Below are 25,291 nucleotides of genomic sequence, written 5' to 3'. Positions count from 1 at the left end.
TAACCATATAGCAGAAGGATCTGTTATCAGTGATTTATTTTTATGTGCAATTTGTAGGTGAGCATAATTCCCTTGCATCACCCTTCCATCTTCAAGATTTAGCCTTGGGAAGCCGTAATTGTCATGCGTCGGGTATTGACCTATATTGCTTCGGGTCTCCAAATCATACAAAACCAGATAAACACCACCCGTTCCATGTGCCGTTAAAAGGAGCTGCCCCTGGTCCGGATCAAGCAAAGTAAACAAAATATCGGAAGATCTGAATTGCTCTCCACACCAGGAGAATGAGTTTAGTACATTACCTGAACGAATATCTAACTGCTCTACGCCTTCACCGCCTGAAAGCCACAGGCTATTGTCGTTTTTACTAAAAGCAATTGAAGTTATATTCCCTGCGTTTTCAAGTACAAAACCAGTGCCCTGTAACTGAAAGGTCTTTGTATTAAGAGTCAGAAGCTTGCTTTCGACAGTATCATACGCAGCGAGGGTATTTCCATCATGAGAAATAGCAACAGGTCTGAAGTTAAAGTTTGATGAATACTCGTCATATTTCCCAGGTAGATTTATTTCTTTGAGCACTTTTTTATTTTCAAGATCAACAGCCGTAATCGAGTTGTCCAGTTGATTTAATACCCAGGCCATGGAACCATCAGGAGATATCACCATATGATTTGGCATTTTCCCCACAGAGATATTTGTTTCTATGGTATTCGTTGTAAGATCGATAACCGAAAGTGAGTCCTTTACCAGAGACGTTGCATAAAGAGTTTTCCCATCAGGAGAGGGTACCAATGTACTGACAGGGTCATGCTCACAATCATTGCTCTTACATTCAGGGGGCGTAATTTCACCCGTTTTCTTATAAGTTTTAGAATCAAGAATAATTATGCTATTAACACCACCTGCAGCAACATAAAAAACATCCCCTCCGCGGCTAACCACCACCGAGGTCACAGCTGGAATATCCAGTATAGCGCCCATTGCGGTTTCGCTATCAACGGCATGTGGGAGTGAATCATGCAGCTTTTTCGCATCGGAAAGCCTTTTGGCCTCAGCTACCTTTGCATCCATTATCTTCTTTTCTTTCTCAGCTTCTTTTTTCCTACTTAGATCTTTTTCTTTAAAATATTCAATAATATCATTACGCTGAGGCTTATATTCTTCAAGCACTGAATTTACTTTCATATGGTAGTACAAGCCAATTAGCCCGGCGCCGACAAACGCCACTAACAACCCAGCAATTTTATGTTTTTCCCGTATCTTATTATCAACATAAAAGTAGGTAATTCCAACAATCCCCCCACTTAGCAAACCACCGAGATGAGAGATATTGTCAACACCAGTTTTCAGGCCATATAGGAGCGTTAACGCAATAACACCGACCGTTGAAGAAAATGATTTTTCTCCCCGATATGGGTGGTTTTCAACCGCTATCAACATGACTAAATTTGCGGCCAGGATCCCCATGATAGCCCCGGAGGCACCGAGACTCATCAGGATGGAAGGCCTCCAAAATAAAAAATTTCCCTCAAAAGGCATTAGTGAATCGATATGATAGATGGCTGAGAAAAGCGTCGCACCGATACCACTGAGAAGATAAAGTGCGAGTGTCCGTTCTCTTCCATACACGCGTTCACATTCAAAACCAGCCCACAGCAACATCAGCATGTTCGCTGTTAAATGCCACATTGCTGAATGAATAAAAAAATTTGACAGCAGCCGCCAATAATCGCCTGTCATAGTTAATTGTGGAATATTTGAATATTTTTCGACAAACCCATCGCTATCAGCAATGTTATCCATATAGATGAATACAATAACGTTTACTAAAATAATAAAAAATGTAATGACTGGTATTTTCCTATTTTTCGAAATCTGTACATATTCCGTTTCTATTGACATGAGAACCATCCATAATTTCAATTAGATTTAAAGCTGTATTTATAACAATTTAATAGCTTACACTTTGACTAATTCACTACTAAACAGTCAATCCTTCTGATTTAACAAATCGTAAATTTATTCGTTTTTGCTTTTTAAAACAATTGCACATACCTTGCCATTTTTTTGACTAACACTTAATAATAAAACCAGCCCTCATCGGTATAAATAAATTTACCGCTTGGGCATGCAGGTTTATCTTTATCATCCGGATCGTGCCACCGGCCTTTCTCTTTCAATTGCTGCTCTCGCTCTTTAGTTATTTTATTGAGATTAACCATTGAAACATTCCGCATTCCTAACAGGCGGTATATTTCCTCAGCCAGTTTACAACGAGTGGGTGCGCAGGCTTTATAAGCAAAATATGCTATCAGTCCCGCCCCCCCCAGTGTTATTGCAAGAAGCACATATATTGTGCCCATGATAATCCAACCAATAGCTAGAATATTCACCACCTTCAAAAAAAACCCTCAAAACAAACATAAACATAAACATAAACATCAGAATTGCAGTCAGAATAAACATATTTTTAATTCGCCACATCGCATGAGCCAAATGCCCCATATCACATTTGGGGCATATGGAAACAATGCGTTCTTCCGGAAGTGCAATGGCATAGACCTGATAATGGTCATGCTGCCACTCGGTAATCATGTCTACACTGTCACCCGATTTGAGGCGTGTTGTGCCCACCCATCCCCGGAACGGCTTACCGTTAATCATCCCCTGTACATATTCCGCCGTATCGTTCGATGATTCGCTTTCGGCCATGATAGCCACCCCGACTCCCGGACTGCCTGCGGCAATCGCCATCGCGGCGGCCGCACCACGCTGACCGTCACTGACCTCAGGCAGAGGGCTGGTCCGGTAAGCCTCTACGTCAAAGTATTCGCGAAAGCATTCGCTACTGAATGTCTCCAGCCGTCCGCTGATTTTTTCCAGCGGGCCGTACGGCGGTAATACCGGCGGGGGCGGTAACTCACGCGTCCACGGCCTGTTATGCATTAACTCAATTTCCTGCTTCTGCCGCAGGTCAGCCAACTTCTCTGGTTTAACAAACCTAGAGCACACCGGATTTTGTTCCGTTGAATTCATTCCATCACCTTTTCCAGTAGATTATGTGCCTGGGCTGAACTTAGTAATAAAACCAATGTTCCAATGAATTGCCAAATTTCCGAGTTGGCCGGGGAGTTTGAGTCCGATCAGATGGCTCGTACCATTGTCCTTTTTCCTTTAATTGTAATTCTTTTTGCCTGGTGATTTTTTTTAAGTTTATCCGGGACACATTTTTCAGGCCAAGGAGATGAAATATTTCCTCTGTCAGCTTACAGCGGGTGGGTGCGCAGGCTTTATAGGCTGAAAGTGCTATTAACCCAGACATTCCCAGTGTTATTGTAAGAAGCACATATATTGGCCCATGATAATCCGACCAATAGCCAGAATATTCACTACCCTCATAAAAAAACCGCAACATAAACATAAACATAAACATAAACATCAGAATTGTAGTCAAAATTAACATGTTTTTAATTCGCCATATGGCATGTGCTATATGCCCCATATCACATTCCGGGCAAATGGACACAATTCGCTCTTTTGGCAATGCGATGGCATACACCTGATAATGGTCATGCTGCCATTCCACAATCATTTCTACGCTATCCCCCGCACGAGCACGCGTTACGCCAACCCAGCCACGAAAAGGTTTTCCGTTAATAAATCCCTGAACATATTCTGCCGAGCTGTTGGCGGTATCACTTTCCGCCATGATTGCAGCCCCCACTCCTGGGCTTCCTGCGGCGATCGCCACCGCGGCGGCAGCGCCACGTTGCCCATCTGATACCTCTGGCAGGGCGCTGGTCCGATAAGCCTTTACATCGAAATACTCCCTGAATCTCTCGTAGCTAAAAGACTCTAATCGTCCCGTTATTTTTTCAAGTGCGCCGTACGGCGGCAATACCGGCGGGGGCGGCAACTCACGCGTCCACGGCCTGCCGTTCATTAACTCAATTTCCCGCTTTTGCCGTAAGTCATCTAACTTTTCTGGTTCAACGTACCGGGAGCATATCTGCTTCTGCTCGGTGTTAATCATGAGATCTCCTTTATTGCCGCTTCCAGCGCTTTATTCTGTTCCATCAGAGAACGGTTCACTGGCCAGGTACCAAACACACATTTTTCACACCAGACCTGTAGCTCATTATCTGATATCCACGTCGCAACGACCTGTAACAATGTTATCGCTACCATCGCTTCCCAGGTCATTAATACCGCCAGAATCCGGATACCTAAAAACTCGACGGCAAGACCACGGGCAATTAAGTCTGCCCCATCTTTGGCCAAAGGTTTACCAATCAGATCAAGCAAAAGCCCAAGGGATTTAACAACCCCTAATCCATCAACAAATGTCTTTAATCCCAGAACACTCATTAGAGTAAAGCGATTATTTTTAAACTCATCTGCCACCGAGGTTGCATCCGCAAATACCGAGCAAATAGAAGCCACTCCGCCCGCGGCCGACCCCACACCCTTAAGCCACGCTACCGTCAGCGGGGCCGCTTCCAGCCCTTTTTCGATGGCCGGCTTGAAGGTGGCCACAGTCTGGCTGACCATCGCGAGGCCGCTTGCCATCAGGCTTGTCAGGGGCTTTTTATCATCGCTCACTTGCCCACACAGATAAATAAAGTCTACCGCGTTCAGCACCAGCAACAGACTGTTAATCTTCGCCAGGCGGTATTCATTTTTTCCCTTTTCCGTGGAAAAGTGCTCCTCCAGCTTGCTGCTCAACGTTTGCCTGATGGTTGTGACTTCGCTCTGGTTCGCCATAAAGCGTTTACTACTGCGTATACCGGCCAGCACGGTGCTACGAAGAGCAGGAGCCTCATGGAGGTATTCATTCACCAGCGCAGTGACTTTTTCTGCAGGAATGCCAGCGCGTACCATAAACACCAGCCGAAATGCCGTGGTTGAGAGCTTCTCTCCCATCTTATCCACCAGCAGAATACGGCTTACCCGGTCCCCCACTGTGACGATAAACGCGTCAGTTTTATATATCTCGGCTTCCAGCCTGCTGGCATTTTCACTCAGCCCTTGCGCGACCGTATCAGCAGTATTTTTGTAATACTCCTCCAGCTTTTTCAGGTTTCCTGCCTGCTGTACCAGCGTCGCCGTAATGGCGGCAGCCGTCAGTGGCGTTACCTCTTCATCTTTCCGGCTTTTCACTGATGTGAGGAAAGGTTCAAGCTCATTCATCAATCCGGGATTGTTGCCCGTGACATGGCGCCACAGCAGATTGCTGCGTTTTGATGTGCTGAACTCATTCCACCACCCGTCTATCTTCCCCGCACCTGCCGGACAGCTGTTAATACCATTTATCGCCATACTCACTGCCGACTGGTAAAACACGGCGGCTCTTTGCTCCATGCAATAAAAATCGTCAAGCACAGTGACTAAAAGCGGCGCATCAAGCCAGTTCACAACACTGGCGATTCGCTGCTGAAAAATGTCATTAACCTTATCGCCCAGCCCCTTGTAGCAGGCATCAAAGTTTTTCTTTCGGGTGAGGTTGAGCTTTTTCTGGTACGGGGCCCAGCTTCTGGCCCGAGAATCGGCAAAATTCTGTGGTCGCTCCGCTAACTCTTTATCGACCTGAGCTTTTATCTTAGCAACCCGCCGCTGGTGAGATATCAGTGGTTCCGGATTATCCAGCACCACATTTTCAGAGTAAGACGCCGTCACATTTTGTGCATGCCACGATCTGATCAACTGGTCATCAGCCCTAATTTGTGCCAGCACGTCCGGTTTGTTTTGATAACGCAGCTCAAGCGTTTTCAGTCGTGCATCAAGATACACATCTGACAACATTGTGCTTTCGGGTAGCGCAGCTCGTTCCAACTGGGCCTGCCCGCTCGCCTGCGTTTTTTCTGCAAGCATCGCTTGTAATGCATCCAGATTTGCCTTGGTAGACACCTCCAGCTCACGCTCTTGAAGAAACTGCACCTGGCGGCCGAGCACGTCCTGGCTCCAGCCATTAAGTTCATGAACAATACCAATAGGATCCCAGAGAGGGAGAACCAGCGGCTTCATCCCCTCACTTCGGTTTTGCATGGCAGTGACCGTCGCGGTTGCCATACCACTCCGGTTTTGCGCCCATGGATAAAGACTGGATTGCAATTTCACCACATCATCATTGACACGCCAGGGATCATCCCCCGTCGGCTCCCAGAGTGACAGTACCCGGCTGACATTCGAAACCATTAGATTATCGGGCCCAGGCAGCAGACCGAAAACAGAAGGGGTCTGATAGTCCAGAACCTGATTAAGACTGTCTTCGGTTACTTCGGCTCCTGTCTTTGAACGTCCCAACCCCGACAATGATGGAGTGACTTTTTGCATTCTTTCGCTACGATCTTTGGGCGTTAAGCGATACCGATCGAGCGTTTCCTGCCCCCACGGGTACTGGCTGAAAGCAAACCACACGTTGCCGCACTTATCCGGTGATTCAATGCTCATGAACTCTACGTTTTGCGCGATATGCTCACCCGTTTCGCACAGCGCCTTATCTACCGAGGCAGGGTTAGAGGGGAACTGCTGTAGCCACAATGAACCGTCAGATGCAACGCTATAACACTGCCAGTAGTTAACACCCTGTTTTCCTTTTTCATAGAAAACATAGAGATAGCCCTGCCGAAGAGCACGGAGGGTATACTTTTCATTATTGGCAAGTTTTACCCCAGTGATGTGTGGATCGTTCGCCCAATCCGGCAAACTGGCATTAATATTCTCCGGTACAACGGCATACCGCACTGGCAGTACCGTCAATCCTTTCGTTGTGCATATACCCTGACATGCCATCCTCAAGTCCTTTTTAATTAAACTTTAAACTGCAAATACAAAACGCTTACTTAGTCAGTAAAGAAATTAGAACCTGCGATCACCTTATGACTGGAACACTGGCAAAGCACGCGATCCTGATCCTGCACCAGCAAAACGCCATTACTGACAATCCCTTGTGACGTTGCCTGTATGGGAAAGGTGCCATTGCAGGCAGAGCAGGTTGCCTGATCTTTATCCTGGGCAACCTGCTTACCCTCACTGAAAAAATGAGAAGAGGCAGAGACAATCTTGCCGTTAGTCGTTCTGTCTCCCAGTACTGCCAGTTTTTTGGTCATAGCTTCCTCCGCACACTAACTAAGCATGACAACAGCACTTTGATTTTGTGCTGCTGCAATAACCCCAGGCTTGCATCCCTGCGCGAGCTTAAGGTCTGAATGCAAAGTTGCTGCAGACTGCTGCTGGACCACGATGCATTTCAGCGTGACATTTTTAGCCGTACCAGCTTCAACACCATCGCTGTTGATTTTGATATAAGAACCTCCGCAGTTAAGCAGGATCTGCTTTTGAGCAGAAATCACTATGCTGTCTTCTGAGCTGGCTATAGAGAGCTGTTGTTTAGCAAATAGATTCAATTCATCAGACTGTGCCTGAATATCTACTTTGCCTTCTGAGGCATACATTTTAATCCCCAGTTTGTGGGCGAATAAGCTAAGAACATCGCCCACCGCCAGCGTAAATTTTTTGGCAATGCTAAGATCTGCACTTTGACCAGCGGTAACAATTAGATTTTCCCCCGCCGAAACTTGCACGCTCGCAGGGGTAACTTGCGCAATTCCCGAAGGAGCTGACAGAAGTAACGCTTGCTGCTTAAGATCATTAAGCGTTTGATTCATCAAAACTGTTTGTTTCTCAAGATCGGCCAATTCTGCCTGAGCAGCCTGAGCTGCATGGCGTAGCCCAGAGGTCACTTCTCTGGCAGCATCAAGTTCTTTGAGCGCAGCCTCCATTTCGCGCTGTAGCCCCTGCGCCTTCGCCTGCCCGTCCGCCGAGATGAAGATGCCCTTCTGTGCCCGGATGGCGCCCCAGCTGTCGGTCCTTAATTCAAAGCCCTCGCCGCGCTGTTGTCTCTCGCTGTCGACCAGATGCCCGAGGTTCAGCTGGCTCTTGCCGCCGTACTCGGTGGAGACTTTGATGTGCTCTTTGCCACGTTCGTCGTCGAGGCGGATTTTGTTGTTCGCAGGGGTACGCAGGACGTTGCGTTTGTAGTTGCGGATGGTGACGGGGTCGCCGTGGGCCGAGTCGTGCAGCACCCCGGCGATGTACGGCCTGTCCGGGTTGCCGGCCTCAAAACCAATCGCCACTTCGGTGCCCGCCAGCAGCGGCAGGTGCAGGCCGTAAGTGTCCCCGGCGTAAGGCCGGGCCTGGCGCACCCACAGGCTTTCAAAACCGGTTTCCCAGCCGTCCCGGTCAAACAGCATGTTGACCCGGTAGCGGCCGTCTTTGTCGATATGCCCGTAGGTATCGTTTTCGGTGGTACTGGTGACGCGGGCGGGCAGCGTGCCCGCCATCACCGGCCGGTCGCCGGGCTCCGGGCGAAAGCCAAAGTCCGTGCTGTCCGGGATGCCGTCAAAATACACCACAAAATCCCGGTCACGCCGGGCATGGCTGGTCATTCTGGTGATGACCACGCCCTGCGCAAACGCCTCCGCCACTTCATCCCCGCCGGTGACTTTCATTACCTGGCCCGGGGAGAGCGTCGGGCAACTGGTTATGGCCCGGGTCTGCGTCTGCCCGTTCAGATAGCGTTCATGCCGCAGCCGGGCGTAATACGCGCCCGATTCCGGGGCCGGATTGTAGTCGTAAGCGCTGCCCGGCGTCAGGTAGTTGTCGGCGTAGTGATACGCCTCACCGTAGGTGGTGGTATCTCCCCGGGTCACGTCCACCAGAGTATTCATGTCCTCCGCCGCCTGGCGGTAGTTGTAATCCCGGGTGCTGACCTGCTTTGGCACCACGCGGTGGTGGCACGTCATCTCCCACACCGAGTCAGCCCCTTTCGCATGCTGCCCGGAAGGCGGCACCGATGGCAAAGTCAGGCCTTTCTCATAGCCCTGCTGGCCGTCATAAAACTCCACCACGTCGATGTGGAGCCGCGTGTCGGTGGTGAAGCGGAACCAGATGCCAACCTCCCCCAACAGGCGGGTGATGAAGCGCAGGTCGTCCTCGCCGTACTGCATCACCTGCTCGCGACGCGGGTATTCTTTTGAGAGTGAAAACACGAAGTCCTGGCCGCGCATACCGTGGCGCTCGCGCAGGATTTTTTCCACAATCTGCGGCACCGACATATCCTGGTAGATAGCGTTCTGGCGGGAGCGGTCGAGCAGCGCCAGCCGGGGCTGCAGCGTCAGGGCGTAGAGGCTTTCGTCGGCAGAGGTGCTGAGGCGTTCAAAACCCGTCGCCAGGCCCTGAATCACCCGCACCGGCTGCTGCATTTTGATGCCGTAACCCTGGTCGACCGGTGCCTGCAACGTCAGCGAGGCAGCCTTCAGCAACATCATCTCTTTACCAAGAGCATGGTCGGCGCAGGTGAATTCTATCCGGTAACTGAACGGCTTGCTGAGGGCTTCATCTCCTTTAAAGGCCAGCACGTCGAGGGCGGGTTCACAGCCCTTCACCGCCAGCAGATGGTGGTTATGGCTGAAATCTATCGGGGGATTATTGCTCATACGCGCTCTCCTTGTATCCGGTCAAATTCCAGCCCGATCCCCTCATCCTCCGTCCAGCTTAGCGTCAGCGTCAGGGGCTTCTGCCGGGCTGCCATATGCATCAGCAATTGTTGACTCAGCACCGGTAAAATCTGCTGATTGAGCAGGCTGTCGACGTTGCGGGCCCCGCTATCGGGCAGCAGGCAGGCCTCTGTCAGGGCGTCGTACAGATTTTCTTCGATATGGGTCGACAGGCCGTAATGACGTTGCAGGCGCTGGCTGACCTGGGCGAGTTTCATTTCCACAATAGTGCGCATTGCGGCAGAGGCCAGCGGCCGGTAAATCACGGTCTGGAAGCGGGCCAACAGCGCTGGCTGGAAATGATCGCGCAGGATCGGCCGCAGCAGTTCGTGCAGATCGCTTTCCGTCGCCTCTGGCTGTTCCTCAAGCAGTTGCATGATAGGGTCGCTGCCAAGGTTAGAGGTCATCAGAATAACCGTGTTACGGAAGTCAATTTCCCGCCCTTCGCCGTTGCGCATAAAACCCCGGTCGAAGACCTGATAGAACAGGTTCATCACATCTCTGTGCGCTTTCTCCACTTCATCCAGCAGAACAACGCTGTATGGACGTTTGCGCACCGCTTCGGTCAGGATCCCGCCCTGCCCGTAGCCGACGTAACCCGGCGGGGAGCCTTTCAACTGGGAAACAGTGTGCGGCTCCTGGTACTCCGACAGGTTGATGGTGATGAGTGACTTCTCGCCGCCGTAAAGCGCATCCGCCAGCGCCAGCGCGGTTTCGGTTTTGCCCACTCCGCTGGGCCCCACCAGCAGGAATACGCCCTGCGGGCCGTTATCAGAAGTCAGTCCGGTTTTTGCGGCACGAAGGCGCTGAGCAAGCGCGTTAAGTGCGACGTTCTGCCCCACAACCCGCTTACCAATGGCATTCTCCAGCGTCAGAAGCTCAGCCTGTTCATCTTTCATCAATGATGAAAGCGGCACGCCGGTCCAGTCGGCAATCACGTTTGCCACGGTGCGGGTATCGACGTCAATCTGCACCAGCGCGTCCCCCTGCTGCATCGCGGCCATCTGGTGCTGCAGGTCGACAAGCTCAGCCTGACAGCTGATGTCCTGGCGGCATTCCATCACCTGCTGCGCAAGGGACTTCTCAAGTTCAAAGCGGCCTTCCAGCGCCTCAAGCGTGCTTTCCAGTTTGTGGCTCTGTGCCTCAATCAGTTCAATCCGCTCGCCGTGCAGATGGCTGCCGGTGGCGATATCTTCAAGCAGCGCCTGCTCTTCAAGCTCCAGCGCCGTGAGCCGCGCTTTCAGGACCACAATCTCTTCAGGCAGCGTATCCAGACTCATGCGTACACGTGCAGCCGCGGTGTCCAGCAGGTCGACGGCCTTGTCCGGCAACTGACGGCCGGTGAGATAACGACGTGACAGTGTAACTGCGGCGCGCACGGCGTCATCGGTAATATGTACGCCGTGATGCTCCGCGTAGCGTGATTTCAGGCCTCGCAGCATCAAGCAGGCGGTATCGTCGTCGGGCTCGTCCACCTTCACCATCTGGAAGCGGCGCTCCAGCGCGGCATCGCGTTCGAAATACTGTTTGTACTCAGACCAGGTGGTGGCCGCGATAGTACGTAGTTCGCCACGGGCCAGTGCCGGTTTCAGCAGGTTGGCCGCATCAGCTCCGCCAGCCTGATTTCCCGCACCAATGATGGTGTGGGCCTCGTCGATAAACAGCAGTACCGGGTCAGGTGACTGCTGCACCGCCTCAATAATGTTTTTCAGGCGTTGCTCAAACTCGCCCTTCACGCCAGCTCCCGCCTGCAAAAGCCCCAGGTCGAGAGTACGCAAGTTGACGGGCTTGAGGCTGGCAGGCACGTTACCTTCGGCAATACGCAGCGCCAGGCCTTCTACCAGCGCGGTTTTCCCCACGCCCGGTTCACCCACCAGGATCGGGTTATTCTTGCGACGGCGGGAAAGGATATCCACCATCTGGCGGATTTCCGTATCACGGCCGAACACTGGATCGATTTTCCCTTCACGCGCTTTGGCCGTAACGTCGAGAGTGAATTTATCCAGCGCGTTTTGCAGCGCCGGATCCAGGTCACCTTCTTTCGTCGCCCCCACCGGGCGGCCAATAAACTCAACTTCACTGCCGTGAGCGTGTGCCAGCTCAGCTTCCAGCTGCACTTCCGGGCGTTCGTCAGACTGCGCGTCGAGCAGCGGACGCAGGCGCTCTAGCTGGCCCTGCCCGAGCGTCAAAAACGGCCACAGGCCGTCACAGCGCAGCAGGTTTTGTTTATCCACCAGCGCCATCATCAGGTGCACGCTACGGATGTGCTCTTCCCCGGCAAGCGAAGCCAGCAGCCACGCCTCCTGCAGCAGTTTCTGAACACTGTCTGAAAGCTGAGGACGGCCGCGCACGGAACGTGGCAGAGCATCCAGCCATGCCAGAAGATCCTGCCAGACCGTGTCCATATTCCATTCGTAGCGGCGCGCCAGCACCGTCAGGTCGCCTTCACCCTGCTCCAACAGCTTCAGCAGCCAGTGCTCGGGCAGGATTTCCGCATGGGCGCGGGTCTGGCACAAAGAAGCAGCCCCTTCCATCGCCCGGGCGCAGTAAGGGTTAAGACGACGCAGAAGTATTGCCGGGTTTTCCATGTTTTTAAGCTCGCTGTCAGTGACCTTCAGGCACGCTACCGCCCATCGCTATTCCCTTGAGTCAGGGGCCTAAAGCGCATCAGGTCAGATTTCTCGGTTGTAAGAGGTTTTAGTAAGTACCCGCCTGGCAGGTACTCAGTAAAACTGCGGACAGGGGAAACCTGCCCGCTAAGAATTTCAGATTAGGACTCCTGCTGAATCTCAGGATCGACAGGTTCATGCCGAATACTGTGCACATTGTCGCGGGTGTTTTTTTGCACAGCGACGGCACCAAATAGCGCCATAAAAAACGAAACGCCGTAGAAACCCTTCTCGCTGGATAGCAGGCTGGCATTCCACAGGCCAGCGGCCAACAGAAGAACAGCGATGGCAAATGACAAAAGACAAATCAGGTGGTAAAGCTGCGTGGTGGGAATATTTTCCAGTCGATCCCTTACTGTTTTTTGCAAGGAAACGGCAGAGAAAAGCCCTAGCACCAGTACTGCCAGGTAATACCCTTTTTCATTGAGCTGCATTTCTGCACGCCAGAGGCCTATCAAATAAATCAGTACGCCACCCAACATGGCCAGCCATGAAACAGCAGTGAATGCTGGTGATACGGGGATATTCTGCGTTTTCATAATCACTCCTTTTATTTCGTCATCAATTTTGCCTGACGACTTCCCTGGCCAATGAGGCTCTTTTCCAGCTCAAATCCCATAACCACTATTGAAAATCATCGGAATAAAAACTGCGGACGAGTCTCCCCGTCCGCATCGGGCTTACGCGGTGGCGCGTTCGTTCCAACTATCGGAATGAATGATGTTGCCGTCTTTGTAGGTCCAGGTGATTTTTTCGTAGCGCAGCTCTACGCGCTCAAGGTGGTTGTGTTTCTCTTTCGACGGGTCTTTGACGTCGTACATTTCAGGATTGACCTTCACCACCTTCACGTTTTCCAGTTTGGTGTTGAAGTACTCGACTTCCTGGCCTGCGTCGTTGATTTTGTACCACTTGAATTCAGCCGATTTCAGGGTCTGACCGGTGGTGACCGCCTTGTACAGGTACGGGCTGGAGGAATCGATTTCCTTGGTGAACATGAATGGAGTGTGGATACGGGTGCCGGTCAGCTTGCCGGTGTTGTTGTCCGTAGGGATGTACAGCTTATGTTCCTGCGCCACAATTTCGATGCTGCCTTCGCGGTTCTCAACGTCTACAGACCCTTTGATGTCCGCGCCGCCGTCGTCTTTCAGCCAAAGATAAACAGGGATTGCCATGATTTACTTCTCCTTTTCATTGTATAGAACGCCATCATCCTGCGATGACGCTGGGATTTCGCCCGGTAGCAAACAGGCGTTGGCCTGAGGTACCAGACTGATTTCGACACGACGGTTAAGCGCGCGGCCTTCCGGCGTGTCATTGTTTGCAATGGGGCGGCTCTGGCCATAACCCTGCACCGCAAAACAACTTTCCGGCACGTCGCCGGTGTCGTGCATCCAGTCGCGTACCGCTTCTGCACGCTTCAGGGATAATGTTTGGTTCAGCCTGACGTTGCCGGTGTTATCCGTATGCCCGGCGACCACAATCAGCCAGCCCGGCTTCGCTTTGATCCCCACCAGGGAATTGACCAGCAGTTTGGTTGAACCCGTTTTCAGCGCGGTTTTTCCTGAGTCAAACAGCGACATGCTGTCGAGGCGTACGGTTTTAGGTGCCTGTTTTAACTTAGGCTGTGGTTTAGGTGGCGGAGCGGGCACGTACGAGCGGATAGCCTCCAGCAGAGGCATACGCAGGTGCTCTCCCTGATATAACCCCAGGCTCATGCGGGCAGGAATGCCGTTCCGGGCCCAATCGTCCAGCTGTTCGGCATCTACACGTAGAACCGCGACGGAGTCGGCCTTCGGGCCGTAATCTTTCATCGGGATACGGTCATAACGGGCAATATCAAAACTGACGCGGTGCAACAATTGGGCATTGTTCCAACCGCTGCTGAGCAATGCCGCCATTGTCGCCAGCGTGAAGATCCCGAGTGCGCATCGCCAGGCGCGGCCTCGCGCCGTCAGCCCTTTTCCCTCAGGTAACAGCGGCAGGACAAAATCCGGGAGCGGTGAAATCACCGTGCTGTCCGTGCCAACAGGCTGCCAGCCAGATACCTGATGCATCGCGGTGTGCCGGGACAGCCACGCCGTCCAGAGCGAGGACGCAAGGCTCCCGGCAAGAATCGGCCCCATTCCCCAAAGCACCGCGATGGGCGCAATGGCCGGCATATCGGGATTTTCATCCATAAACACGGCTTTGACGTGCAGCTGATACCAGCTCATAAAGCTGTTCATCAGTACCTGCTGCTGCATGGCCATCGCGCCACCCGTGGTCACCCATGCGGCAATCGAACAAGGTGAGGAAGATTCACGCCAGACGCGCACGCCTTCGCCGGGAATCGCCGCCTGCCAGAGCATGTCGTTCACCATCGCGCTGCCTGTCTGACCACTCAACACCAGCGGCACAGCATGACCCGTCTCTTTACGCAACTGACTTATTTGCCAGCGCAGGGCCAGCAGATGGCTGGTCAGGGCTTCCGCATCAGCGTGTTTCTGCGGACAGACGCTGACCATCACTGACAGTTGACGCCCCCAGTCGGGGCGCTGCAGTAGCACCTGGCGAACCGCCTGTTGAAGATCCTGATGCTCTTCGACTCTCACCCAGCAGCCCTGCGTGACGGCCAACACCGGTGAAGAACGCGGCCAGGCCAGCGGCAGGTCACCACAAACCAGTACCACGGGCTGGCGGTATGTGGCTTCTGGCAGGTCATCCAGGCACAGCGAGATATCTTGCTCAGCACGGCGACTCGCGACGTACCACAACGCCGTAATCAGCCCCAGGATTACCAGAAGGATGAGTACGGAAAACGCCCCGGAAACAGGCAGAAAGCCCAGGCAGACCACAATGCTCAGCATCGCGGCCCACAGCGCCAAACCTCGCTGCTGCGCTGGGCTCATTTCACGACCTCAGGTAATAGGGTTAACAATGTCCGATCGAGCCAGAGATCCAGTCCCCACCACAGGGCCGCAACGGCAAACACGCTTAGCCCAATACGCACGGGCCACGATGCCAACCAGCCGCCCATGACTCGTCCGGCAGGGCTTTCGGCCAGTACAGGATGTGCTTGCGGATAGCTGAACGGAACGACATGTTCACTGAGATCTTGCACAAGCTGTTGACGTGCAGGATCGTTTAGCGAACGGAAACTGCCGAGAAACCCAAGCATCATGATCCGCTGGAAGCAGGTCACCACGGCGTTGTTGGGTGCGGGCTGGCGCAAAACGTCACGCATCCGGTCACACAACGTGTCACCGGCGTCCATGGTGCCGAGAAAGTGCCCGAGCAGAGGAATGTGATACCACTGCACGCAGGCGTCATCTTCCGCGCTGCGCCCTTTTACCGTTTCATCCAGCAACGCACACTGCGCGGTGAGGATAAGCAGGCAGCTGGCTTCATCGAGATTGTTCGCCTTCAGCTCTCGCTGCACGCGTTCCACATCAGCGATACAGCGTTCCCACAGTTTTTTGCCATCGCCATCCTGGAATGTCGGGCCATGCCGCAGGCTAATAACCTGCAGCCAGGTATTCTGCAGCAGCGCATCGATATCAATGTCCGCAACGTTACCGCGTTTATGCTCATTCATGTTCTCAGTACCGCAAAGAGTTCAAGTTCAGGTTCACCGAGCATTCCCGGGACGTAAAACATGCAGGTGCCGCTTTGAAGCATTTCCGCCCCCAGCGCGTGGGAGACATCGAGGCTGAAATACTGGTTTTCCAGGCGAAGCGGAATGGCGGCGGGGACATGGCGCAGCGGCGTCAATGGCACCCCCACCCTGGACGAATTAACGATGCCCCGAACGTGATCCGGGCTGCCCACTTTGCACTGCCGCGGGAACTGCTCCTGCAGTTGTGCCACCGGCATCGGTGAACGTACAGAGAGGTAGTAATCTGCTCCTTCGCGCAGTCGGGGGTCATGCAGGCGAGCCTGCCAGAAGTGCAGCCGGGGATCGTATTCAAGCTCAACGGACACCACCCTGGACGGCAGGCTGGCCTCAAGCAGGTCCCCTAACAATTCAAACAACGGCGGAAAAACGGCATTCAGTCGATCATGTTGATAAGCAGGGATCGCGCTGGCCTGGTGCTCCAGAGAGAATGTCAGCAGGCTGCCTGCCAGCCGGGCAAGCTCAGGATACAAACGCTCAGGCGGGCTTTGCAGGCTACGCTCGAACTGCCCCAGCACCGGCTCCGCGCTGTTCAGGGCGTTAAGCAGCCAGAAAAGCGAGACGTCAGCCACCGCAAAATCGGCCATCCGCTCATTGCTTTCACGGCGCATGGCCATCAGGCGGGCCAGCCTGGCGCGCAGCTGCGTCATCAGCTGTTCTAACTGGGTGACCAGCCAACGGCTGCTCTGTACCGCCAGCAGCGGAGGAAGATAAGTTTCGTCCACACGCCAGGTGCCCTGAGAGTCCCGCTGCAAGCGTGCGATCGGGCAGGTCAAATAGTCACTGTTGTCCTGCCCGACAAAACGTAGCGTTAATTCCGGCTGCATCACCGCAATCTGGCGAGTGTCTTCCCCGAAGATATTGCGGACATCCCGCCAGCGCTGGCGAAAGCGCACCGGCCGCTCGGCCACTTCATCAGGCTTCAGGCAGTTGCCGCCGTTGGCCCGCAGCAGTGGGAGCGCCAGAACCACCACCGCGTCCTGAGACACGTCCTCAAGCGAAATCGCCGGAGGCAGCGCGTCGGCGTTATCCGTATCAATCAGCGTCCCGTCCTGGAAACGGATATGCAGATGGCGGGCCTGTAGCCGGCCTAGCCTCAGCAAATCAGGTTCGAAAGCGGCGCTAATCATTCCCCACGGATGGGACAGGCCCAACTGGGCAATACATTCAGCGGACCAGGCCGCATAGGCGACCTGTTGCTGGAAGTGCTGGGGAGAGACCATCTGGCCCCTACCCCATAACGGTTGTTCCGTTTTCATCGGCTTCCTGCCTTACGTTACGCTTTCGCCTTCGGCATCTGGGAAACCAGAGACAGATTGACGTCCATTCCTTCCACCTGGAAGTGCGGCACGGCGTACAGCTTGACGCGGAAGAAGCCCGGATTGTCTTCGATATCTTCTACCGTCACTTTGGCATCGCGCAGCGGATGTGAAGCCTGCAGTTCGTCGCCCGGGTCGGTCATTTCGGTGACCAGGCTGCGAACCCAGGTGTTCAGCTCCAGCTCAAGCAGACGGCGATCTTTGGTGGTGCCGATGTTTTCACGCTGGATAAGCTTCAGGTAATGCGCAATGCGGGACAACAGGAAGATGTACGGCAGGCGGGCGTTGATCCGGCTGTTCGCCGTCGCATCGGCGGTATCGTAAAGCGCCGGTTTCTGCGTGGAGTTTGCGGAGAAGAAGCACGCGTAATCGCGGTTTTTGTAGTAGGAAAGCGGAATAAAGCCCAGGTTGGCAAATTCGAATTCACGCGTTTCCGGGATCATTACCTCGGACGGGATTTTCACTTGGTTGCCGGTGCCAAGATCGTACAGGTGAATCGGCAGGTCCTGAACCGCACCGCCCGCCTGCGGGCCACGGATTTGCACACACCAGCCGTTGTTAATAAAGCTGCGCACCATGTTGGAGGCAAAGGCAAACGACGCGTTATTCCACAGGTATTTATCGTGATCCGGGCCCTTCACTTCTTCAACGTAGTTGAAACTGCGTACCGGCACCGTGTCCGGCCCATAAGGTAAACGCCCCAGCACGCGCGGCATCACCAACCCGATGTAGCGTGAATCATCGGTATCACGGAAGGATTTCCACTTGATGTACTCGGCGCGATCGAAATAGTTGCCAATGTCTTTGATGGCGGCCACCTCTTCCATCGAGTCTTTCAGGAAGAATTTGGGGCCAGCAGAGCCAATAAACGGCATATGCGCCGCCGCAGAAACTTTCGAGATATTGCGCAGCAGGGCGACGTCCTGGGCGGAGGCGTCGAACTCATAAGCGGAAATCAGCGCACCAATCGGTTCTCCGCCAGGCGTGTCGTACTCTGCCACATACGTCTGCAGGTACAGTCCGCTCTGAATGATTTCAGGCGCATCTTCAAAGTCCTGACGCAGATCCTCTTTGGACAGGTCCAGAAGTTCAATTTTAACGTTCTGACGGAAGTCGGTTTTATCCACCAGCGATTTCAGACCGCGCCACAAAGACTCAACCGTCTGGAATTCTTCGTGATGCATCACGGCGTCCAACTGGCGGCTGATCTGATAATCCAGGTCGGCGATGTGGTGGTCAATCAGCGTTTTATCGAGCTTCTCAACTTTTGAACCTGCTTTGCTCAGGCATTCCAGAAAGACCTGCATTCCGGCGGTCAGTCGTTCATCAGCGGTGGCATCTGACATCGCCTGACTGTCCTGCCAGATATCCAGCGCGCTTAATTCTGAAACCGGGCTGAGATTAATTTTTTCAAACAGAGAAGCATAAACACTCTCTGCCCCCTGGCGTTCAAGGACGATACTCTCACTACCGGCGGTATTTTCATTTTTTACAGACATCAGCATTCCTCAATTAATCCATTAAATATCGTGACGACTTATGCCTGTTTTGGCGCAAGGGCAGACAGTTCCGAGCGAAGTTCGGCGCTCAGCGCCGGATTAATTAGAATTTTTTCCAGCTCTTTCCGGAAAGACTGATTATCAAGAAGGTTAGCTTTAAGATCGCGAAGCAAATTACGCATCGCCAGCATGGCTTTCAATTGAGGTATTTGGCGTGCGACCTCCTCAGGCGTGAAGTCTTTCATGTCGCGGAATACAAGGCTGATATTCTCCTCGCTACCGTCGGCGACCAGCGTATTCACTACGGTAAGATTAACTTTTGGGGAATATTCAGAAAGAACACTGTTAAAATTATTTTTATTAACGTCTGTTTTTACTCGTTCAGATAAAAGCGCAGTTTCGGCTCCGTGGCTGAAATCACCAGCAACCAAGAGCTTTAACGGCAACTCTGTTTTTTTCTGCGCTCCACCCGTGTGTAAATCCAGTTTTAAATTGATACGTGCTTTGGGCACCTCGCCCTGGAAGCTGTCAGCCATCTTCTCGTCCCTCTGTTATCGCTGCATGGTATTTTTGGCGCTACATTACACCGCGCAAAATAATAGAACAATGCACAAAGTTAGATCAATTTTTTATGAAAATTAAAAACACAAAAATATTTATAGGAATTTTCTATAAGAAAGCGACAGGGGAAAAGAATAATCTCACCAGGAGGGTAAAATAACTTAGATTTTGGGGAAATAACGAAATTAAAAACTGCCTGCGATGGTAAATATCAATATGCATCTAAAAAAGACAAAGATAATTGATCTACATCAAGGCAAAAACACAACCAGATGAAAGTTTTAATAAAATAGAAAACCTTAAGATGATAAATAAGTCTTAATTCAATCCATCACATTCATCTGCATTATCAGAAAGAACAAAACAAAAGCAGAGCTAACGCATAGTGAAATAATACCGCACTGATATTATCACTTAATAAAACACCGACATACTGGACTAACCCGGCACATAAAACGCCCAAATTTAGACCAAAACAACAATCAATAAAATGAAGACGAGTCAGACATTGCTTACAATACGGGCAGTGTAGGGGCGTACACTGCCGTTTTTTTAACGATGAATGTTCTTGATATCTACCGGTTGACCAAAAAGGAACCCCTGAATCTCGGTGCATCCTTCTTCTTCGAGGATACGCAATTGCTCATTTGTCTCAACACCTTCGGCGATAAGCGGCGTATTGATGGAGTTGCCGAGAGAAATGATCGCCCTAACGAACGAGCGGGCCTGAAAGTTGCTTTCAACGTTAGTCAGGAAGCTGCGATCCAGCTTGATGACGTCAAAATGGAATTCCCGCAGCGTGCTCAAAGAAGAATACCCGGTACCAAAGTCATCCAGCGCAATGCTGATCCCCATTTTTTGGAACTGGTGCAAAATGTTAAACGTCAGCTTTTTATTGATGATAAAGGCGGTTTCCGTCACCTCAAATTCGAGCAGCGTTATCGGCCACGCGGTACGCATTAAAATGTCACGGACATTGTCAATAAAGCTGAGATTGCGCAGCTGTACCGGAGAAATGTTGATCGAAATCTTTTTGTCCAGCTTATTGGCAAGCGACTCTTTGCAGACCGTTTCAATCACCCAATAGCCCAGCGGAACAATAGCCCCACTTTCCTCGGCAATAGGGATAAATTCATCAGGCGGTATAAGCCCTTGCTCCGGATGATTCCAGCGGAGCAGCGCTTCATAGCCGGTAATCGCCTTGTCTTTCAGCGAGCGTTTTTCCTGATAATGAATGAAGAACTGCCCTTCTTTGATACCACGGCGAATATCCGCGGCCATCAGGTTCCGCAGGCGCGTTTTTTCGTCCATGTCTTTTTCGTACCAGCAGATCTTGTTATCCAGATTGGCTTTGGCACGGTACATCGCCAAATCTGAATTGCTGATAAGCGTATTGATATCCGTGGCATCATCCGGGTAAACCGCCACGCCGATACTGGCGCTAACGGTAATTTCGCTGTGGGCAAAAATCTGTTTGCCTACAAAACAGCTATGCAAACGCTCGGTGAAATTACGCAGTTCGTCATCGTGGTTATAGGGTTTTGCCGCAACAAACTCATCGCCGCCAAAGCGGGCCACAATCTCATCTTTTTCCATCGCTTTAAGCACCGAGGACGAAACCCGCTGCAGAAGCTGATCGCCAACCAGATGCCCTTCTGTATCGTTGATCTCTTTAAATTTATCGAGGTCAACCGTGCAAATAGCAATGTGGTTATAGTCAGACTCGGTGAAAAGTTTCTCCACGAAACTGAAGAATTCGACACGGTTAGGAAGCCCGGTCAGCGCATCGTAGCGGGCAAGCCATGAGATTTTGTCAATGACGACCTTCTGCTCGCTGATATCGCGGGTAATTTTGGCAAACCCCAGCAGCGTCTGGTGCTCATCATAGATGGCATCAATCACCACATGCGCCCAAAAACGGCTGCCGTCTTTTCGGTATCGCCACCCTTCGCCTTCAAACTTCCCGTGTTTTAGCGCGATATTCAGATTACGCTCGGGCAGCCCATTTTTTTGCTCTGCTTCGCTGTAGAAAACGCCAAAGGACTGCCCCACAATTTCCTCACGCAGATATCCCTTCGCTCGCAGCGCCCCCTCGTTCCAGGTGGCTACGGTGCCATCAATGTTCAGCATGTAGATCGCGTAGTCTTTCACGCTCTCCACAAAGTGCCGATAGGCGATATCAGTTAAGCTTTCAGTACGCATCTTGCCCTTGGGATAATTGTGGTTTTTCATGAATAAAAAGAGTAATTTATCGTATTATCGGCGGCGTAGCCATGAAGCTTTAAGCTCGGTATCGCCAGCACCAGATCATTTTTCCCGCTTTACCCGCTGCAGGTAGCTTTCCAGCTGCTGGGTGACTTCCAGACTGAGGGCGTATTGGTCGTCCCCTACATGATAAACATAGTTGCTTAGTCGCCGGAGATCCCGGTATATCGTCCGCTCGCTTACGCCAAACTTACTGGCCAGTTGATGACGGGACACGCGCTCGCAGCTCAGCATTTCACAAAAAATACCGGCAATTCTGTTGGCAAGCAGCGTGCTTTTTTCGGGGGGGGTCATGAGTGTGTCTCCTGCAAGTAGGTGTCAGGAATGTTAGCGCGAACAAATGACAGGTCGTGTCAGCCGTTGACAGAATATATCGCATGTCCGCAGGGTAATTATTACGCAACATTATGACAAGGCTAGATTTTTTTGATAAAAAATTAACGCCACTGGAGATCGGACAACATATAGACGGCTTTGCAGGGTATAATCGCGCCTCACAACAAGCTGGCAGACTATGACCGTGAGTAAACATCGGGTAACAAGACCAGATGAAATTGAGATGAAACAACGAGCCTGGCACCAGGCCCGCCGGGCCATCCTGAGCGGCAGACCCGATGTCGCGCCGCTGACGCCCCCATCGACGCTGTATGAAGAGCTGGCCATCGGCTACCACATCCGCCAGCTTACGCGGCTAGAAAAATGGTTTACCGACCGCGGGCTCCCCCTCCCTGAGTAAATACCGCATTGCGCAACGGGGTAACACCATTAATCCCTCGTCGCACTGGTGTGCGAGGCGGCGCGCAAGATCGGGCGTTAATTCAGCTTCATCGATAATGTCAAAACCGTGACGCCTGTACCAGGGGCCATTCCAGCTCACGTTCCTGTAGGTTGTCAGCGTAATTTGGCTTACGCCAATGGCCTGCCCCATGCGTATTACCTCGGCCAGCAGCGTAGCCCCCACGCCCCGACGCTGAAAATCCGGGTGGGTAGATATCTCAGCCAGATAAATCGCATCCTCGTGCCGCTCGCAATAGCAAAACCCCTGGATCCTGCCATCGCTCCCTGTCACCTTCCAGGCGAGTTTATTTTCGATGGCTGCGGCATGAGTCTGCTTGTCCGTCACCCCTGCGGTGGCCAGAAAAGCAAGTTCGGGCACCGCAAGAAAACGGCGTGCAGCAGCTGCCTCAACGTGCTGCAGTTCTTCGATATCCCTTAGGTTACTGACAGTTAGCATTATTATCCCTTTCATCTATTGGCATTAATGCCACGCAGTTTAACAGCCTGTCTGCGTCAATCCTGGCCGTTTCGTTGACGGCCGATTGACGTTAGCGCTTCCACAAATGTTAATCAGGAGTAAACTAAAGGTAAGCAACTCATCTGTGTTATTGCGCAATCAACCATAACAAGTGACACCTGCCATATGAAATTCAAATCGGCGATTAAGCCTTACCAGGCCGCAGCGGGCGGCTGGGGTTCTCTCGAAGCGACAACCCGCTTCGTCATCGACAGCAAACATGCCCTGAAAAACCTGCGTAATCTGATGCGCATGAACAAAGCCAAAGGCTTTGATTGCCCCGGCTGTGCCTGGGGAGACGATAACAAAAGTACCTTCAGCTTCTGTGAAAATGGCGCCAAGGCCGTCACCTGGGAAGCGACCCGGCGCTTTATTGACAGCGACTTTTTTGCCCTGCACAGCGTCAGCAAACTCTACCAGCAAAGCGACTACTTCCTCGAATATCAGGGTCGCCTGACCGAGCCGCTTAGCTATAACACACAAACCGATCGCTACGAACCCATCAGTTGGGCCAACGCCCTAAGCCTGATAGCGCAACATATCCAGGCGATGGATAATCCCGACCAGATTGAGCTTTACACGTCCGGTCGCGCCAGCAATGAAGCTTCTTATCTTTATCAGCTTTTTGGCCGCATGCTGGGCACCAATAATTTCCCGGATTGCTCCAACATGTGCCACGAAGCCAGCGGCAGCGGGCTGAAGCGCAGCATCGGCGTCGGAAAAGGCACCATTCGGCTGGATGATTTCGACAAAGCCGACGCCATTTTTGTGTTTGGCCAGAATCCCGGCACCAACCACCCCCGAATGCTCCACAGCCTGCGCCATGCGGCAGAAAACGGGGCACAAATAGTCACCTTCAATACGCTGCGTGAGCGTGGCCTGGAACGCTTTGCCGATCCACAAAAACCGCTGGAAGTGATCACCCCGCTGGCGGGCACCATCAGCACTAATTATTACCAACCGAATCTGGGCGGCGACATGGCCGCGGTTCGCGGTATGGCAAAAGCGCTGCTGGAAACCCATCGCCGCCTGATGACTGAAGGTGAAGACGGCGTGTTTGATCTGGCGTTTATCGACGCTCATACCCACGGCGCTGAAGCCTGGTTCACCGCCATTGATGAAACCAGTTGGGAGAAAATCACCCAGCAGTCCGGCCTGAGCGAACTGCAGCTCCGCGACGCCGCCGCAATCTGGCAGCATTCAAAGCGGGTAATTTTTACCTGGGCGATGGGCATCACTCAGCATAAACACTCGCTGAACACCGTGCGTGAAATTGTCAACCTGCAGCTGCTTGGTGGCCATCTTGGGCGCCCGGGGGCGGGACTTTGTCCGGTTCGCGGCCACAGCAACGTGCAGGGCAACCGTACGATGGGGATTGATGAAAAGCCGCCAGCAAGCCTGCTCGACAATCTGGCCAAACACTTTGATTTTGAGCCTCCGCGCGAGAACGGCCACAATACCGTTGAGGCCCTGGCCGCCATGCTGCGCGACGAAATTAAAGTGCTGATTGCGCTGGGCGGAAACCTCGCTGCTGCGGCACCAGACAGCCCACGTACGGAAGAAGCAATCAGCCGCTGTGGCCTGACAGTATTCATCAGCACCAAGCTGAACCGCAGCCACCTCGTGCCGGGCAAAGCCTCGCTGATCCTGCCGACGCTGGGCCGTACAGAAGAGGACATGCAGGTTACCGGACGTCAATTTGTCACCGTCGAAGACTCCTTCAGCATGGTTCACGCCTCCGAAGGCATCGGCAAGCCGATTGCGGATACGCAACGTTCTGAAACCGCGATTGTTGCCGGCATAGCGGATGCGGTTCTGGGCAGAAGCAAACTGGACTGGCTGGCGCTGGCTGACGACTACAATCTGATTCGCGATCATATCGCCGCCACCCTGCCCGGCTTTAAAGATTTCAACCTGCGCTGCGAAGAGCCGGGGGGCTTCTACCTGGGGAATGCGGCAGCCGAACTGCGGTTTAATACTCCGAGCGGTAAAGCTGAGTTCAGCGATGCCCCCCTGCCGGATTCGCTATGGCAAGGTGTGGAAGCCCCGTTCACGCTGCAAACGCTGCGTTCACACGATCAGTACAACACCACGATTTATGGCCTGGACGATCGCTATCGCGGCGTGTACGGCCAGCGCGAAGTCCTCTTCATTCATCCTGATGATATGGGCGAACTCGGCCTGAACGACGGCGATAAGGTCGATATTGAAACCATCTGGCATGACGGCATCACCCGTAAAGTCAGTGGTTTTAAGCTGGTGGCCTATGACATCCCGCGCGGCAACCTCGCGGCCTATTACCCGGAGACCAACCCTCTGGTGCCCCTTAGCAGCGTTGGGGACGACACGGGCACGCCGACGTCAAAATCCGTGCCGGTGAAAATCTCCCGCAGCGAAGCGGAGAATACGCGCCGTATTGCCTGAGCAGGAATAGCATTCCCTCTACCGCAGGGCGAGAGGGAAAACGTTACCTCT

20 protein-coding genes are annotated in these 25,291 nt (G+C 52.6%); 2 read left to right on the top strand and 18 right to left on the bottom strand.

Annotation, left to right across the window (positions count from 1 at the left end; translation table 11 throughout):
• The 17 genes from CNE01S_RS16965 to CNE01S_RS16890 form a co-directional block, all read right to left on the bottom strand.
• A partial coding sequence (locus tag CNE01S_RS16965; RefSeq protein ID WP_061277463.1) for a rhomboid family intramembrane serine protease occupies nt 1-1,902 on the bottom strand: 1,902 nt, incomplete at its 3' end.
• A gap of 176 nt (nt 1,903-2,078) precedes the next feature.
• Entirely contained in the window at nt 2,079-2,222 is a 144-nt protein-coding gene (locus tag CNE01S_RS25335; RefSeq protein ID WP_156479833.1) for a hypothetical protein, read from the bottom strand.
• Nucleotides 2,223-2,292: 70 nt separating this feature from the next.
• Nucleotides 2,293-3,036 (bottom strand): putative type VI secretion system effector, encoded by a 744-nt coding sequence (locus tag CNE01S_RS16960; RefSeq protein WP_061277462.1) that lies wholly within the window; start codon nt 3,034-3,036, stop codon nt 2,293-2,295.
• 40 nt (nt 3,037-3,076) lie between these two features.
• Nucleotides 3,077-4,033, bottom strand: coding sequence for a putative type VI secretion system effector (locus CNE01S_RS16955; RefSeq protein ID WP_061277461.1), 957 nt, complete (start codon nt 4,031-4,033; stop codon nt 3,077-3,079).
• Complete coding sequence (locus tag CNE01S_RS16950; protein WP_303621194.1) at nt 4,030-6,792, bottom strand: T6SS effector BTH_I2691 family protein; 2,763 nt, start codon at nt 6,790-6,792, stop codon at nt 4,030-4,032. Before CNE01S_RS16950 ends, CNE01S_RS16955 begins: the two co-directional genes overlap by 4 nt.
• Before the next feature lie 50 nt (nt 6,793-6,842).
• Complete coding sequence (locus tag CNE01S_RS16945; RefSeq protein ID WP_061277459.1) at nt 6,843-7,109, bottom strand: PAAR domain-containing protein; 267 nt, start codon at nt 7,107-7,109, stop codon at nt 6,843-6,845.
• Nucleotides 7,110-7,124: 15 nt separating this feature from the next.
• Nucleotides 7,125-9,497 (bottom strand): type VI secretion system Vgr family protein, encoded by a 2,373-nt coding sequence (locus CNE01S_RS16940; protein WP_061277458.1) that lies wholly within the window; start codon nt 9,495-9,497, stop codon nt 7,125-7,127.
• Entirely contained in the window at nt 9,494-12,145 is a 2,652-nt protein-coding gene (gene tssH, locus CNE01S_RS16935; protein WP_061277457.1) for a type VI secretion system ATPase TssH, read from the bottom strand. Before tssH ends, CNE01S_RS16940 begins: the two co-directional genes overlap by 4 nt.
• Nucleotides 12,146-12,327: 182 nt before the next feature.
• Nucleotides 12,328-12,765, bottom strand: a complete 438-nt coding sequence (yiaA, locus tag CNE01S_RS16930; protein ID WP_061277456.1) for an inner membrane protein YiaA — start codon at nt 12,763-12,765, stop codon at nt 12,328-12,330.
• A 141-nt stretch (nt 12,766-12,906) separates the two neighbouring features.
• Complete coding sequence (locus CNE01S_RS16925) at nt 12,907-13,398, bottom strand: Hcp family type VI secretion system effector (RefSeq protein ID WP_061277455.1); 492 nt, start codon at nt 13,396-13,398, stop codon at nt 12,907-12,909.
• A gap of 3 nt (nt 13,399-13,401) precedes the next feature.
• Complete coding sequence (locus CNE01S_RS16920; protein ID WP_061277454.1) at nt 13,402-15,114, bottom strand: OmpA family protein; 1,713 nt, start codon at nt 15,112-15,114, stop codon at nt 13,402-13,404.
• On the bottom strand, nt 15,111-15,800 hold the full coding sequence (tssL, locus tag CNE01S_RS16915; protein ID WP_061277453.1) for a type VI secretion system protein TssL, short form: 690 nt from the start codon (nt 15,798-15,800) through the stop codon (nt 15,111-15,113). Before tssL ends, CNE01S_RS16920 begins: the two co-directional genes overlap by 4 nt.
• Nucleotides 15,797-17,137 carry a type VI secretion system baseplate subunit TssK gene (gene tssK / locus CNE01S_RS16910; RefSeq protein WP_061277452.1) on the bottom strand — a complete coding sequence of 447 codons (1,341 nt, stop codon included), beginning with the start codon at nt 17,135-17,137 and terminating at the stop codon, nt 15,797-15,799. Before tssK ends, tssL begins: the two co-directional genes overlap by 4 nt.
• A 17-nt stretch (nt 17,138-17,154) precedes the next feature.
• Nucleotides 17,155-18,702 (bottom strand): type VI secretion system contractile sheath large subunit, encoded by a 1,548-nt coding sequence (tssC, locus tag CNE01S_RS16905; protein ID WP_061277451.1) that lies wholly within the window; start codon nt 18,700-18,702, stop codon nt 17,155-17,157.
• A 32-nt stretch (nt 18,703-18,734) separates the two neighbouring features.
• A complete protein-coding gene (tssB, locus tag CNE01S_RS16900; RefSeq protein WP_061277450.1) occupies nt 18,735-19,232 on the bottom strand; it encodes a type VI secretion system contractile sheath small subunit in 498 nt (165 codons plus the stop codon).
• 577 nt (nt 19,233-19,809) lie between these two features.
• The gene (locus tag CNE01S_RS16895) at nt 19,810-21,459 is read right to left on the bottom strand and encodes a putative bifunctional diguanylate cyclase/phosphodiesterase (RefSeq protein WP_061277449.1); all 1,650 of its coding nucleotides are present in this window, start codon (nt 21,457-21,459) and stop codon (nt 19,810-19,812) included.
• A gap of 105 nt (nt 21,460-21,564) precedes the next feature.
• Nucleotides 21,565-21,816, bottom strand: coding sequence for an HTH domain-containing protein (locus CNE01S_RS16890; RefSeq protein WP_061277448.1), 252 nt, complete (start codon nt 21,814-21,816; stop codon nt 21,565-21,567).
• 265 nt (nt 21,817-22,081) lie between these two features.
• Between CNE01S_RS16890 and CNE01S_RS25330 the strand changes: the two genes are divergently transcribed.
• A complete protein-coding gene (locus CNE01S_RS25330) occupies nt 22,082-22,258 on the top strand; it encodes a hypothetical protein (protein ID WP_156479832.1) in 177 nt (58 codons plus the stop codon).
• On the opposite strand, the gene CNE01S_RS16885 is transcribed toward CNE01S_RS25330, so the two are convergent.
• A complete protein-coding gene (locus CNE01S_RS16885; protein ID WP_061277447.1) occupies nt 22,214-22,756 on the bottom strand; it encodes a GNAT family N-acetyltransferase in 543 nt (180 codons plus the stop codon). The genes CNE01S_RS25330 and CNE01S_RS16885 overlap by 45 nt on opposite strands.
• A 186-nt stretch (nt 22,757-22,942) precedes the next feature.
• On the opposite strand from CNE01S_RS16885, the gene CNE01S_RS16880 reads away from it, so the two are divergent.
• Nucleotides 22,943-25,240 (top strand): FdhF/YdeP family oxidoreductase, encoded by a 2,298-nt coding sequence (locus CNE01S_RS16880; RefSeq protein WP_061277446.1) that lies wholly within the window; start codon nt 22,943-22,945, stop codon nt 25,238-25,240.
• Nucleotides 25,241-25,291: the final 51 nt, after the last annotated feature.

It is taken from the genome of Cedecea neteri NBRC 105707 = ATCC 33855 (assembly GCF_001571265.1).
Taxonomy (GTDB): Bacteria; Pseudomonadota; Gammaproteobacteria; order Enterobacterales; family Enterobacteriaceae; genus Cedecea; species Cedecea neteri.
The sequence above is the reverse complement of the archived record's forward strand: the minus strand, read 5'-3'. Positions and strand labels throughout refer to the sequence as shown.